11 protein-coding genes are annotated in these 13018 nt (G+C 73.6%); 7 read left to right on the top strand and 4 right to left on the bottom strand.

The features are described 5' to 3' along the window. Positions 1–20 precede the first annotated feature (20 nt). Positions 21–1337 (bottom strand): polysaccharide deacetylase family protein, encoded by a 1317-nt coding sequence (locus tag HS99_RS08750; protein ID WP_370863227.1) that lies wholly within the window; start codon positions 1335–1337, stop codon positions 21–23. 453 nt (positions 1338–1790) lie between these two features. On the opposite strand from HS99_RS08750, the gene HS99_RS08745 reads away from it, so the two are divergent. The 3 genes from HS99_RS08745 to HS99_RS08735 are packed head-to-tail and all read left to right on the top strand — an operon-like array spanning position 1791 to position 6285. Beyond that, positions 1791–2435 (top strand): class F sortase, encoded by a 645-nt coding sequence (locus HS99_RS08745; RefSeq protein ID WP_223886055.1) that lies wholly within the window; start codon positions 1791–1793, stop codon positions 2433–2435. Further along, complete coding sequence (locus tag HS99_RS08740; RefSeq protein ID WP_050366758.1) at positions 2432–3748, top strand: alpha/beta hydrolase; 1317 nt, start codon at positions 2432–2434, stop codon at positions 3746–3748. Before HS99_RS08745 ends, HS99_RS08740 begins: the two co-directional genes overlap by 4 nt. After that, positions 3745–6285: a DUF2156 domain-containing protein gene (locus HS99_RS08735; protein WP_050366759.1), complete on the top strand. Its 2541-nt coding sequence runs from the start codon at positions 3745–3747 to the stop codon at positions 6283–6285. Before HS99_RS08740 ends, HS99_RS08735 begins: the two co-directional genes overlap by 4 nt. A gap of 98 nt (positions 6286–6383) precedes the next feature. Here HS99_RS08735 and HS99_RS08730 read toward each other — a convergent pair whose 3' ends face one another. Further along, positions 6384–6812, bottom strand: a complete 429-nt coding sequence (locus HS99_RS08730; RefSeq protein WP_030284019.1) for an SsgA family sporulation/cell division regulator — start codon at positions 6810–6812, stop codon at positions 6384–6386. Positions 6813–7119: 307 nt separating this feature from the next. Here HS99_RS08730 and HS99_RS08725 point away from each other — a divergent pair, with 307 nt between their 5' ends. The 3 genes from HS99_RS08725 (at position 7120) to HS99_RS08715 (ending at position 10834) form a co-directional block, all read left to right on the top strand. Next, positions 7120–8952 carry a DEAD/DEAH box helicase gene (locus HS99_RS08725; RefSeq protein WP_046385720.1) on the top strand — a complete coding sequence of 611 codons (1833 nt, stop codon included), beginning with the start codon at positions 7120–7122 and terminating at the stop codon, positions 8950–8952. 372 nt (positions 8953–9324) lie between these two features. Beyond that, positions 9325–9975 (top strand): IclR family transcriptional regulator, encoded by a 651-nt coding sequence (locus HS99_RS08720; protein ID WP_030284022.1) that lies wholly within the window; start codon positions 9325–9327, stop codon positions 9973–9975. A gap of 52 nt (positions 9976–10027) precedes the next feature. Continuing rightward, positions 10028–10834 (top strand): S16 family serine protease, encoded by an 807-nt coding sequence (locus HS99_RS08715; RefSeq protein WP_107050778.1) that lies wholly within the window; start codon positions 10028–10030, stop codon positions 10832–10834. Between the two features lie 56 nt (positions 10835–10890). Here HS99_RS08715 and HS99_RS08710 read toward each other — a convergent pair whose 3' ends face one another. Beyond that, positions 10891–11448, bottom strand: a complete 558-nt coding sequence (locus HS99_RS08710; protein ID WP_223886056.1) for an Lrp/AsnC family transcriptional regulator — start codon at positions 11446–11448, stop codon at positions 10891–10893. A 170-nt stretch (positions 11449–11618) separates the two neighbouring features. Beyond that, positions 11619–12167: a hypothetical protein gene (locus HS99_RS08705; RefSeq protein ID WP_030553260.1), complete on the bottom strand. Its 549-nt coding sequence runs from the start codon at positions 12165–12167 to the stop codon at positions 11619–11621. Between the two features lie 145 nt (positions 12168–12312). Here HS99_RS08705 and HS99_RS08700 point away from each other — a divergent pair, with 145 nt between their 5' ends. Further along, positions 12313–13017 (top strand): response regulator transcription factor, encoded by a 705-nt coding sequence (locus HS99_RS08700; protein ID WP_030284031.1) that lies wholly within the window; start codon positions 12313–12315, stop codon positions 13015–13017. Position 13018: the final 1 nt, after the last annotated feature.

Here is a 13018-nt window from a genome sequence, read left to right as displayed (position 1 = left end):
GTTTCCGGCCGGGCCGCCGGTCAGCGGGCGGCGGCCGTGGGGGAGGGGACCGGCGGTGCCGCCGGAGTGCCGAGGAAGCCCTCCCAGCCGCCGGCCGGGGACTGGCCCGGGCCGAGGCTCCGCAGCTTGCGCAGCACCGCCGGGTCCTGGGCGTCCAGCCAGTCCACCAGCTGGCGGAAGGAGACCAGCCGGACCTCCGGCTTGCCCGCGATCAACCTGAGCGCTTCCTCGACGGCGTTCATGTAGATGCCGCCGTTCCACTCCTCGAAGTGGTTGCCGATGATGTACGGCGCCCGGTTGCTGTTGTACGTGCGGTCGAAGCCCATCAGGTAGGAGTCCCGGGCCTGGGCCTGGAAGCCCGGGTAGAGCGCCGGATCGGCCTTGGTGTTGGGGCCGCACTGGTTGAACATGATGTTGTAGTCCATCGACAGCACCTGGAAGGTGTGCCCGGGGAAGGGGATGGCCTGCAGCGGGAGGTCCCACAGGGCGCCGCCCTGGATCTTCTGCGGCCACACCTGGGTGCCGTTGCCGCTGCTGTCGTAGCGCCAGCCGCGCTTGACCGCGGTGGGCAGCAGGTTGCGCTGGCCCTCCAGGCAGGGGGTGCGGCTGCCGATCAGCTCCTTGCGGTAGTCGAAGGGCAGGGCCGGCAGGTCGGTGAAGCCGGTGTTGGTGCGCCAGTTCGTCACGAAGTCCATCGCCTGCTGGATCTCGCTGTCCCACTCCTCCGGGGACCACTGGCCGACGCCGGTGGAGCCGCAGAAGTGGCCGTTGAAGTGGGTGCCGATCTCGTGGCCCTCCAGCCAGGCGGCGTGCACGTTCTCCAGGGTGTCGTGGATGTGCTGGTCGCTCAGGTAGCCGATCTCGGAGGCGCCGACCTTGTGCTGCGGCGGGCGGTAGAGGTCCTTCTTGGACTCGGGCAGCAGGTAGAGGCCGCTGAGGAAGAAGGTCATCGAGGCGTTGTGCTCCCTGGCCAGTCGGCGGAAGCGGGCGAACAGGCCGTTGTCGAGCTCGCCGGCGCCGTCCCAGGAGAAGACCACGAACTGCGGGGGCCGCTGGCCGGGCTCGAGCCGTTCGACGACGGGCTGGTGGGGCTGGGCACCGGTGTCCGAGGTGGAGCCGTCGCCGATCAGCACGGTCTGCGGCTTCTGCGGGGCCGGGGCCGGGGTGGCGCTGTGGTTACCGGGCGTCGGGGCGACCGGGACGGCGTTGCCGGCCTTGTGCTCCCCGCCCCCGCCGGCCCGGTCGCTGCCGCAGCCCGTCGCCAGGGTGGCGGCGGTGGCCGCTCCGGCGGCCAGCAGGGTCCGGCGGGAGAGCGCGTCCATGGTCACTCCGTTCATGAGGCGTTCGGCAGGCGGGCGGCGCGCCGGGCGACGGGGGTGCGTGCGGCGTGCGTGCAAGGCGGCCGGCGAGCCCGCGGCAGGCGTGCGGAGGTCCGGTCCGACCGGAGGGGGATGGGGGAGCCCGTGACCGGGTCAGCATGGCATGAGGGCGGGAACGGTCAGAGAGGCGCAGCGAACGGTCGTAATCGATCGCCCGATTGACGCAACCGAACCGGCGGGCCGGAACGTCGATGCTGTTCGACGGGTGGTAGTGCCGAACCCGTGCGTTCGGCGGGGTCGTCACGCTCCGCCTCCGGAAGGCCACTGACCGCAGGAACGGGGCCGTCGACCCTGCCGATCGGCGGGTGCGGATAGGGCCGTGGTGGGGACGTGCCCCGCGTTCCGATCCGATTGAATGGGTTCCCAGGAAACTCCCAGGAACGGGATCCGGACCGGCAGAGGGGAGCACCCGTGGGCACGCGGCAGAGCAGCAGCCCCTGGCCGGGCACCGTGGCGGTCGGCGCCGCGCTGGTGCTCGGCGCCTGGCTGCTGCACGACGGCGGCTCGGCCGTCCTGCCGCCCGCGCCCGGCGCCGGGCAGGCGCTGTCCGGCTTCGCCCCGGTCTCGGTCGTCCCGCCGCTCGGCCCGTCCACGCCGACCAGGATCCGCATCCCGGCCGTACGGCTGGACGCCCCGGTCACCGAACTGGGCCTGGACCCGGAGGGCCACCTCCAGGCCCCGCCCGAGACCGAGCGCAACCTCGCGGGCTGGTACCGCGGCGGTGCCAGCCCCGGCCAGCGCGGCACCGCCATCCTGGCGGGCCACGTCGACAACAAGTCCGGGCCGGCCGTCTTCTACCACCTGGGCGCGCTCCACCGGGGCGACCGGATCGAGATCGCCCGGGCCGACGGCGCCACCGCCGTCTACCAGCTGTACGCCATCGAAGTGCACAACCGAAAGGACTTCCCGGACGACCGGGTCTACCGCCAGGCCGCCGACGCACAGCTGCGGGTGATCACCTGCGGCGGCGCGTACAGCGAGGAACACGGCTACGAGGGCAACGTCGTCGCCTACGGATTCCTGGCCGACACCACACCGCCGGGCAAAGCCGCATGACCACGCTCACCCTCGCCGCCCGCTGGAACCCGATCGACTGGCCGCTCACCCACGGCCCCGTCCCCTGCACCGTGCTTGCCGCGGGCTGGGCCGCGCTCGCCCTGCTGGCGATATCCCGGCACGAGCGCTGGCGCGCCCCGCGCATGATCGGCGCCCTGCTGCTCGGCGCCCTGCTGACCGTCCTGGTGAAGTTCGTCGTCGACGACTGGTGGCACCCGTTCCCGGAGGGCACCCCGGACTTCGTCCTCCGCTGGACGGCCGTCGCGCTGTTCGCCCTCTCCCTGCTCTGCTTCCGGGCGCCGCTGCTGCCCGCCCGCCGCAGGTTCCTGGCGGCCGGCGGCCTGCTCCTGGTGGTGCTGATGGCCGCCTCGCAGGTCAACCGGGGCTTCGACCAGTACCCGACCGCCCGGGCCATGCTGGCGCCGCACACCGACGAACTGACGACGGGACGGGCCGCCGCCACCGTGCAGGGCGCGCCCGGCCGCCCGCTCGCCGAGCTCTGGCACGCGCCGGCCGGCCTGCCGGACAAGGGCACCCTCTCCACCGTGACCGTCCCCGGCACCAGGTCCGGCTTCGACCCGCGCCCCGGCTACGTCTACCTGCCGCCCGCCTACCGGGCCAACCCCCGGCCGCTGCTGCCCGTCGTGGTGCTGATGCCCGGTCAGCCGGGCGCACCGGAGGACTGGGTCAACTCGGGCGCCCTCCGGGAGAGCCTGGACGCCTTCGCCGCCCGGCACCAGGGCCTCGCGCCGATCGTGCTGGTCGTCGACGAGACCGGCGGCAACTTCGCCAACCCGCTCTGCATGGACTCCCGGATCGCCAGGTCGCAGACCTACCTGGGCGTCGACGTCCCGGACTGGATCCACCGCAACCTGCAGACCGCCACCGGCCGCGGCGCCCTCGCCATCGGCGGGCTCTCGCTCGGCGGGACCTGCGCCCTGCAACTGGCCGTCAACGCCCCCGACGTGTACGGGACCTTCCTGGACATCTCCGGGCAGGAGGAGCCGACCCTGGGCACCCACCAGGAGACCGTGGACCAGGCCTTCGGCGGCGACGAGGCGGCTTTCGACGCCGTCGACCCGGTGCACCTGATGGCCGGCCGGAAGTACCCCGACACCGCCGCCATGATCGTGGTCGGCGCCAACGACCCGTGGTTCCGGCCGGGGCAGGAGAAGATCCATGCGGCGGCGCAGGCGGCGGGCATGAAGGTCGGCTACCAGACCATCCCCGGCGGGCACAGCTGGACGGTGTTCCGGCAGGCCTTCGAGCAGAACCTTCCCTGGCTCGCCCAGCAGACGGGACTGATCCGGTGACCCGACTCCTCGCCGCACCGCCGCGGGCCGCCGAGCAGGACCAGGGTGCCGACCTCGCCCCGGTCGCCCGTACGCCGGAGGCGGGCCCCCAGCGGATCCGCCGGGCGGCCCGGGTGCTCGGCGACCAGCTCCGCTCCGCGCCGCTGACCCTCTCGCTGCTGGCCGGGCTCTGGGCGCTCGGCGCGGCCACCGGGAGCCTGTCCGGCGGGCCCTCCGCGCGGCTGCTCGCCCGTACCGGCGTCGGCCTGCCCACGCTCGGCGAGGGCCACTGGTGGACGCCGCTCACCTCGCTGCTGTGGTGCTCGGGCATCGGGGCCTACGTCTTCACCAGCCTGCTGCTGCTCCTGGTCGGGCCGGCCGCCGAGCGCCGGCTCGGACGGCTGCGCACCCTCGCGGTGCTGGTCGGCGGGCAGGTCGCGGGCACCCTGCTGGGCACCGCGCTGGTCCAGGCCGGCTCGCTGGCCGGCGAGCAGTGGACCGCCTCGGTGGCCGACCAGACCTCGGTCGGGCCCGGCGTCGGCCTCTTCGCGCTGGCCGGGGTGCTCGGCTACCGGCTCACCGTGCTCTGGCGCCGCCGGCTGCACCTGCTGGTGCTGCTCGTGCCGCTCGTCATGACGCTGTACGTCGGCCACCTGCAGAGCGTCCAGCGGTGCGCCGCCGCGCTGCTCGGCCTCGCCGCGGGCGCGCTGCTCAGCCGGGGCCGGCCGTACCTGCGCAGCCACCGCTCCTCGCACTCCGAGACCCGGGTGCTGGTCGCGCTCTGCCTGGTCGCCGCCGCCTGCGGACCGCTGATCGCCTCGCTGTACGACAACGCCAGCGGGCCCTTCAACACCTTCTCCGAGCTCTACTTCTCCCACCGGCTCAGCCCGGAGGACGTGGCCGACTTCTGCGCGGTCTCGGCGCACGACTGCGCCCGGGCGCACGCCGTCGAGCGGATATTCGACACCCCCGGCCGGCTGATGGCCGCGCTGTTCCCGGCGCTGCTGCTGGTACTCGCCGAGGGGCTGCGCCGGGGCCTGCGGTGCGCCTGGCGGATCAGCGTCGCCACCGAGCTGCTCTGGACGGCCCTGCTGACCCGGCTGTACTTCGAGGCCGGGCCGGTCAGCGGGGACGTGTCGCAGTACTTCGTCGAGGCGATGCTGCTGCCGTTGCTGACCACCGGTCTGCTGCTGGCGACCCGGCAGCGGTTCCGGCTGCGGCTGTCCGGCCGGGCGGTGCGCCGGCTGGCTCTCGTGGTCGGCGGGGCCGCGCTTGCCGCCTCGGCCGCGTACGTGGGCCTCGGACGGCTGGCGGCCGGTCAGTTCGAGCCCGGCGCCGGCGTGCGCGGGCTGGTCAACGGGCTGCCCGCCCAGTTCCTGCCACCCGCCTACAACGACCTGCTGCCGGACTACCCGATCGCGGTCGGCCCGGTGGCGCTGTTCCTGGAGACGTACTGCGGGCTGGCGTTCTGGGTGGTCGCGCTGGGCGCGCTGCTGTCGGCGTTCCGCCGACCGATGCTGCACGCCGACGCGGCGGCGGCCGCCCGGGCCCGGGCGCTGCTCACCGCGCACGGCGGCGCGACGCTGTCCTTCATCACCACCTGGGACGGCAACCACTACTGGTTCGACGAGCAGGGCCGCGCGGCCGTCGCCTACCGGGTGGTCGGCACGGTGGCGCTGACCACCGGCGATCCGTTCGGCGCCCCGGAGGACCGGGCCCGGGCGGTGGCCGGCTTCGCCCGGTACTGCGACGCCCGGGGCTGGACGCCGTGCTTCTACAGCGTCGGCGCCGAGACCAGGGCGTCGACCGCCCAGCTGGGCTGGCGCTCGGTGCAGGTCGCCGAGGACACCGTGGTGCCGCTGCCCGAACTGGCCTTCACCGGCCGCAAGTGGCAGGACATCCGCACCGCCCTGAACAAGGCCGGCAAGCAGGGCATCACCGCGGAGTGGTGGACGTACCACGAGGCGCCGCTCGCGCTGCGCGAGCAGATCCGGGCGATCTCCGAGGAGTGGGTCTCCGAGAAGGGCCTGCCCGAGATGGGTTTCACGCTCGGCGGACTGGAGGAGCTGGACGACCCGGACGTGCGGGTGCTGGTCGCCGTGGACGCCGACCGGGTGGTGCACGGGCTGACCAGCTGGATGCCGGTGTACGAGGACGGCGTGCCGGTCGGCTGGACGCTGGACTTCATGCGGCGGCGCTCGGACGGCTTCCGCGGCGTCAACGAGTTCCTGATCGCCTCGGCCGCGCTCGGCTTCAAGGGGGAGGGCGCGCGTTTCCTCTCGTTGTCGGGCGCACCGCTGGCCCGCGCCAGGCAGGACGAGGAGCCCACCGGGCTGCAGCGGACGCTGGACTGGATGGGCAGGGCGCTGGAGCCGGTGTACGGCTTCCGCTCGCTGCTGGCGTTCAAGGCGAAGTTCCAGCCGGAGTACCGGCCGATGTACATGGCCTACCCCGACCCGGCCGCGCTGCCCGGCATCACCCGGGCGATCGGCAAGGCCTACCTCCCGCACCTCACGCCGGCGCAGGGGGTCCGGCTGATGCGCAAGCTGTCCGGCTGAGCGGATTTGCGGGCGGGCGAGCGGCCGAGCGGCCGAGCCGTGGTGACGGGCTCTGACGTCCGGAAGCGCGGGGGCGCTCCCGGACGCCGGGCGCCTCGTCAGCCGAGCAGCTGGGCGAGCGCGCGGTCGGCGTCCAGGTGCAGGTGCTCCTCGCCCTCGGGGACGAGCAGCCGGCTCCGCCACAGGAAGCGCCGCAGGTCGGTGGTGTCGAACTGGAGCAGTGCGGTGCCCTCGGGGGCCCGCAGCTCGACCATGGTGCGCCGGCCGACCGTGGGCCGGACGTGGACGTCACCGACGCCGGCCGGCGCCTCCAGGCCGGAGCAGAGCAGCCGGCGGGCGAACACCCAGACGATGTCCTCGGTGTCCGGGCCGTCCGCGGCGTCGTCCAGCGAGAACTCGGCGGGGAAGGCCATCCGGACCGCGAACGGGTCCTCCGGCAGGTAGGACAGCACCACACGCAGCCGGGCGGAGCGGTGCGGGGAGAGGATCAGCCGGGCCTGGACGGTCTCTTCGACGGGGGAGTACAAGGGTGGGTCCCTTCGTTCGGTGCGGGCCGCGCGGGGCAGGTGGGGTCGGCGCGGCCTCACCCTGGTGAGAGTCCCGGGGGCACCGGGGATTACCCGGCTCCGAGGGCGATCGCCTGTGTCCTGGGTCACACCGATTTCCGGCCGTCCGGGCCAGGCGCGGAGCCCGGCCTGGAGGCCCGAACGGCCCCGGACCGGTAGGCTGGGCGGGTTGTCCGAACGCCGCCCGACCGCGGGACAGGGCCGCAAAACCGCCTCTGACCTGCGACGATCCCCCTCGGAGACCGTGAGTACTGCCGCCGCCTCCTCGATGCCGCTGTTCTCCGACACACCGGAGCCGCAGGAGCCCGCCCGGGCCGTCGGCCATGCCGCGCCCGCCGCCTCGCACCACCTCTCCCCGGCCTTCCCCGGCCGCGCCCCCTGGGGCACCGCGGGCAAGCTGCGGGCCTGGCAGCAGGGTGCGCTGGACAAGTACATCGAGACCCAGCCGCGCGACTTCCTCGCGGTCGCCACCCCGGGCGCAGGCAAGACCACCTTCGCGCTCACCCTGGCCTCGTACCTGCTGCACAACCACCTGGTGCAGCAGGTGACGGTCGTCGCGCCGACCGAGCACCTGAAGAAGCAGTGGGCCGAGGCCGCCGCGCGGATAGGCATCCGACTGGATCCGGCGTACTCCTCCGGGCCGCTCTCCCGGGACTACCACGGCATCGTGGTCACCTACGCGGGCGTCGGGGTCAACCCGATGCTGCACCGCAACCGCACCGAGGCCCGCAAGACCCTCGTGATCATGGACGAGATCCACCACGCCGGTGACTCCAAGTCCTGGGGCGAGGCCTGCTTCGAGGCCTTCGAGCCGGCCACCCGCCGGCTGGCGCTGACCGGGACGCCGTTCCGCTCGGACACCAACCCGATCCCGTTCGTCTCGTACGACGCGGGCAGCGACGGCATCCGCAAGTCCGTCGCCGACTACACCTACGGCTACGGGCACGCGCTCGCCGACCACGTCGTCCGCCCGGTGATCTTCCTCAGCTACAGCGGCAACATGCGCTGGCGCACCAAGGCCGGCGACGAGCTGGAGGCCCGGCTCGGCGAGCCGATGACCAAGGACCTGATCGCCCAGGCCTGGCGCACCGCGCTGTCCCCGCAGGGCGAGTGGATCCCGTCCGTCCTCCAGGCCGCCGACCGGCGGCTGACCGAGGTCCGCAAGGCCATCCCGGACGCCGGCGGACTGGTGATCGCCACCGACCAGAACGTGGCCCGCGCGTACGCCAAGATGCTGCGCGAGATCAGCGGCGAGAAGGTCACCCTGGTGCTCTCCGACGAGGCCGAGGCCTCGAAGCGGATCTCCGACTACGCGGCGGGGACCTCGCGCTGGATGGTCGCCGTCCGCATGGTGTCCGAGGGCGTCGACGTGCCCCGGCTGTGCGTCGGGGTGTACGCCACCTCGATCTCCACCCCGCTGTTCTTCGCGCAGGCCGTCGGCCGCTTCGTGCGCGCCCGCAAGCGCGGCGAGACGGCCTCGGTGTTCCTGCCGACCATCCCGATGCTGCTGGGCTTCGCCAACGAGATGGAACTCCAGCGCGACCACGTGCTGGACCGGCCGAAGAAGGAGGGCGACGGCCTCTTCGACGAGGAGGACCGGCTGCTCGCCGAGGCCGAGCGGGCCAACGACGGGCCGGACGGCGCGGGTGGCGAGGAGTTCTCCTACGAGGCGCTGGGCTCCGAGGCGGTCTTCGACCGGGTGCTGTACAACGCCATGGAGTTCGGCATGCAGGCCCACCCCGGGAGCGAGGAGGAGGAGGACTACCTCGGCATCCCGGGCCTGCTGGAACCGGACCAGGTGCAGATGCTGCTGCAGAAGCGCCAGCACCGGCAGATCCAGCGCAGCAAGACCAAGCCCGCCGAGGAGGCCGACCTGCTGGAGCTGCCTGCCGAGCAGCGGCCGGTGGTCACCCACCAGGAGCTGCGCGAGCTGCGCAAGGAGCTGAACGCGCTGGTGGCCGCCTGGCACCACCGCACCAGCCAGCCGCACGGCACCATCCACAACGAGCTGCGCCGCCAGTGCGGCGGGCCGCTGACCGCGCAGGCCACCGCCAACCAGCTGAAGGCGCGGATCGCCAAGATCCGGGAGTGGGCGAAGTAACGGCCCGGCAGGCGGGTCCGGGCCGGAAGGGCCCGGACCCGTCCGTTCCGGTGTGTCCGGACATCGGACCGGCGTCGGGCCGACGCCCTGTCCGGAGCGGTGAAATGGTGGGGTTCGTCCGGAATTCCCGACGGCGGCGATGACGATCACGCCCGAATTTTGGACAACCACTTCCGCCACGAGACTTCCTTCACTACCTTTCCCCCACGCTCTTCCGTCGGGCAACCCCCGCGGGACGGGCTCCGCACGACCGCGCGGCCGTCAAGGACGACACCGCACGGCCCGAGCGCGGCCACCCCCACCTGCGCGCGACCCCGCCCCCCGGGCCCGGCGCCGCACGCCCCGCGAGCGCCGCGGAAAGGACCGCCCGTCGTGACTGCCGAGACCTCCCAGACGCTGGACCGCGGCGTCCGCGTCCTCAAACTCCTCGCCGACTCCGAGCGCGGGCTCACCGTCACCGAGCTGGCCGCCCGGCTGGCCGTCAACCGCACCGTGGTCTACCGGCTGCTCGCCACCCTGGAACAGCACGGCCTGGTCCGCCGCGACATCGGCGGCCGCGCCCGGGTCGGCCTCGGCGTGCTGCGGCTGGCCCACCGGGTGCACCCGCTGCTGCGCGAGGCCGCGCTGCCCGCCCTGCGCAGCCTGGCCGAGGACCTCGGGGCCACCGCCCACCTGACCCTGGTGGACGGCAACGAGGCGCTGGCGGTCGCGGTGGTCGAGCCCAGCTGGACCGACTTCCACGTCGCCTACCGCACCGGACTGCGCCACCCGCTCACCGAGAGCGCGGCCGGACGGGCGATCCTGGAGGCCCGTACCTTCCCCAGCCAGCGCCGGCCCGAACAGGGCTTCGTCATCACCCGTGCGGAGGAGCAGTCCGGGGCCAGCGGGGCGGCCGCGGCGCTGCTCGGGCTGAGCGGCATCGAGGGCAGCGTCGGCGTCGTGATGCTCAACGGGCTGGTGCCCGAGCGGGTCGGCCCGCGGGTGGTGGAAGCGGCCACCGAGGTCGCCGACGCCCTGCGGTAGCGCCCGGGGCGAGCGGGCGAATCACGGCGTCAGGTGTGTTTGGATTTCCCTTGTGCCCGACACCAAGCTGACCAAGGCCCTCAAGTCCCCGCGGACCCGCGCGCTCGCGCTCTGCGGGGTGCTGATCGCCGCGCTGTTCGGCGTGGCGGCGTTCGTCCCGCTGCCGTACACCGTCACCTGGCCGGGCCTGACCGCGGACACCCTGGGCTCGTACCGGGACAAGCCGGTGCTCACCATCAGCGGGGCTCCGCTTCGCAGCACGACGGGCGAGCTGCGGATGGTCACCATCACGGCCACCAACGCGGACCAGCGGACCTCCCTGTGGCGCTCGCTGCAGGCCTGGTTCGACTCCAAGGAGGCCGTGCAGCCGACCGAGGTGGTGTACCCGCAGAGCAGCCCGGCCAAGGCCAACGAGGAGACGGCCGAGCAGATGGCGCAGTCGCAGGACAGCGCCACCGCCGCCGCGCTCGGCTACCTCCACCTCTCGCCGGACCAGGTGAAGGTGAAGGTCGACCTCGGCGACGTGGGCGGTCCCAGCGCCGGGCAGATGCTGGCGCTGGGCATCGTCGACAAGCTGGCCGGCGACGGCAAGGGCGGCGACCTCACCGGCGGGCTCACGATCGCGGGCACCGGCACCATCGACAAGGACGGCACCGTCGGCCCGGTCGGCGGCGTGCCGCTGAAGACCCAGGCGGCGGCCCGGGACGGCGCGACCGTGTTCCTCGTCCCCAAGGACGAGTGCACGGACGCCAAGGTGAACACCCCGAAGACGCTGCGGCTGGTGCCGGTCGGCACGCTCGCCGAGTCGGTCGCGGCGCTGGACGCACTGAAGAGCGGCGGCAGCGTCCCCAGCTGCTGACCCCGCCGTGCCGACCCCGTCGTGCCGACCCTGTCGCCGGGCCCGTGCGGACCGCCCTACTCGGCGGCGGCCTGGTCCACCAGCGGCAGGATCCGGTAGGGCACCGGGTTCTCCAGCACGATCGCGGTGGAGGAGCGGACGATCCCGTCGAAGCCCACCACCCGGTCGATCACCCGCTGGAGGTCCGCGTTCGACCGGGCCACGATCCGCACCAGCATGTCCCCGATCCCGGTGATGGTGTGCAGTTCCAGCACCTCCGGCACCCGCGCCAGGTGCGCCCGCACGTCCGCGCCCTGGCCCTGGGAGATCTCCAGGGTGGCGAAGGCCGTCACCGGGTAGCCGATCGCCGCCGGGTCCACCTCCGGACCGAAGCCGCTGATCACCCCCTTGGCCTGCAGCCGGTCCAGCCGGGCCTGCACGGTGCCCCGGGCGACCTGCAGCCGGCGCGAGCACTCCAGCACGCCGATCCGGGGCTCCTCCGCCAGCAGCCGGATCAGCCGGCCGTCCAGGGCGTCGATCGAGTCGTTCCCGCCGGCCGCCGGAGTGGTGGGAGTGCCCTGCGGGGCGGGGGAGTCGGGCGAGCCGGGGGAGCTCGGGGACTGGGCGGGGGGCATCGCGGCTCCGTCCTCCGGTGGGCATTCTGTACAGCGGCGTCGTCGATTCTCCCGCCCCGGGGCACAGCTTGACCAGGATGAAACGGAACAGTTGCGCTCCGGTCGGCCCGACGCCCGGGCCCGCACCCCGGCAGAGCCCTTGGCCGGCTGGTGACCGGGCCGACGCCGGATCAGCGGACCGCCGTCTCCACGACCGGCGGGTGGCCGTTCCAGTAGACGAAGACCGAGTTGGCCTGGTTGTCCCTGGTGAAGTCCACCCGCATCCACTGGTCGCCGTTCCACACCTGCATCTGCCAGCCCGGGTCCGGGGTGGCGGAGACCAGCGAGGCCTTGTCGGCGCGGATGTCCAGGGCGACCCGGCCGCCGGGGATCGGGTAGCTGCGGACCGTGGACGTGGCGGTGGGCGACGGCCGCCTGGCGGGCGGGGCGGCCGCGCCGGTGGGCGGGGTGCCGGCCGGGGCATGCGTGATGGTGGTCGCGCTCGGGGCGGCGGCGGGCTGGGTCGGGGACTGGGACGTCGGCGTCGGCGTCGGCGCCGGGTCGGGGGTGGCGCTCGCGTTGTGCGGGGTGCCGCCGACCCTCGGGGAGGGCAGCGGCAGCGCGGTGGGCTGCTCGAACGCGGCCCCGGTGAGCACCGCGTGCACACCGAGCCAGGACAGCGCCACCGCCGCCCCGGTGGCCGCCGCCCAGGCGCAGAGCTGTACCAGTCCGTTCCGCATCGTCCGCACATCCTGCCGTACTTCCCGGTCGGCGGAGACCGGCACCCCCGCTGTTCGGCAAGGCAGTTGCACAATGTCCGGACCTGTACCGGACCGCCCCCCGAGGTACAGACCACTGCCCGCGGATGGCGTACCGTGCAGGGCCATGGCAACAGTGCTCGTGGTCGAGGACGACCCCTTCGTACGTTCCGCGCTCATCCGCCATCTGACCGACGCCGGTCACGCGGTCCGCAGCGTGGGCACGGCCCTGGAGGCGCTGCGGGAGGTCGCCCAGGTCGGCTGCGACCTGGTGATCCTGGACCTGGGCCTGCCCGATCTGGACGGCAGCGAGGCGCTCAAGATGATCCGGGGGCTGACCAACGTCCCGGTGATCATCTCCACCGCGCGGGACGACGAGGCGGAGATCGTCCGGCTGCTCAACGACGGCGCCGACGACTACCTGGTGAAACCTTTCTCCGGAGAGCACCTGAGCGCCCGGATGACCGCCGTGCTGCGCCGGCTCGGCGGTGGCGCCGCGCCCGTCGCCCAGGTGCTGCGGGTCGGCGGACTGGCCATCGACATCCAGCGGCGCGAGGCCGTCCTCGACGGGCGGGCGCTCGACCTGACCCGGCGTGAGTTCGACCTGCTCGCCTTCCTGGCCGCCCGGCCCGGCGTCGTGGTGCCGCGCAAGGAGATCCTCGCCGAGGTCTGGCGGCAGACCTACGGCGGCGACCAGACCATCGACGTCCACCTCTCCTGGCTGCGCCGCAAACTCGGCGAGACCGCCTCCAACCCCCGCTACCTGCACACCGTCCGGGGTGTCGGGGTCCGGCTGGAGGCCCCCGGGGGCCCCGCGGAGCACCGGACGTGAA

The organism is Kitasatospora aureofaciens, from assembly GCF_001188955.3.
In the GTDB taxonomy this organism is placed as follows: Bacteria; Actinomycetota; Actinomycetes; order Streptomycetales; family Streptomycetaceae; genus Kitasatospora; species Kitasatospora aureofaciens.
Note: the sequence above shows the minus strand (reverse complement) of the source record. Positions and strands in the feature narration are given on the sequence as shown.

What these genes read in the sequence shown, in the direction of transcription:
- HS99_RS08700 (WP_030284031.1), top strand. Translation starts at nt 12,313, where the DNA reads ATGGCAACAGTGCTCGTGGTCGAGGACGACCCCTTCGTACGTTCCGCG.
- HS99_RS08740 (WP_050366758.1), top strand. Translation starts at nt 2,432, where the DNA reads ATGACCACGCTCACCCTCGCCGCCCGCTGGAACCCGATCGACTGGCCG.
- HS99_RS08705 (WP_030553260.1), bottom strand. Translation starts at nt 12,167, where the DNA reads ATGCGGAACGGACTGGTACAGCTCTGCGCCTGGGCGGCGGCCACCGGG.
- HS99_RS08725 (WP_046385720.1), top strand. Translation starts at nt 7,120, where the DNA reads ATGCCGCTGTTCTCCGACACACCGGAGCCGCAGGAGCCCGCCCGGGCC.
- HS99_RS08710 (WP_223886056.1), bottom strand. Translation starts at nt 11,448, where the DNA reads ATGCCCCCCGCCCAGTCCCCGAGCTCCCCCGGCTCGCCCGACTCCCCC.
- HS99_RS08750 (WP_370863227.1), bottom strand. Translation starts at nt 1,337, where the DNA reads ATGAACGGAGTGACCATGGACGCGCTCTCCCGCCGGACCCTGCTGGCC.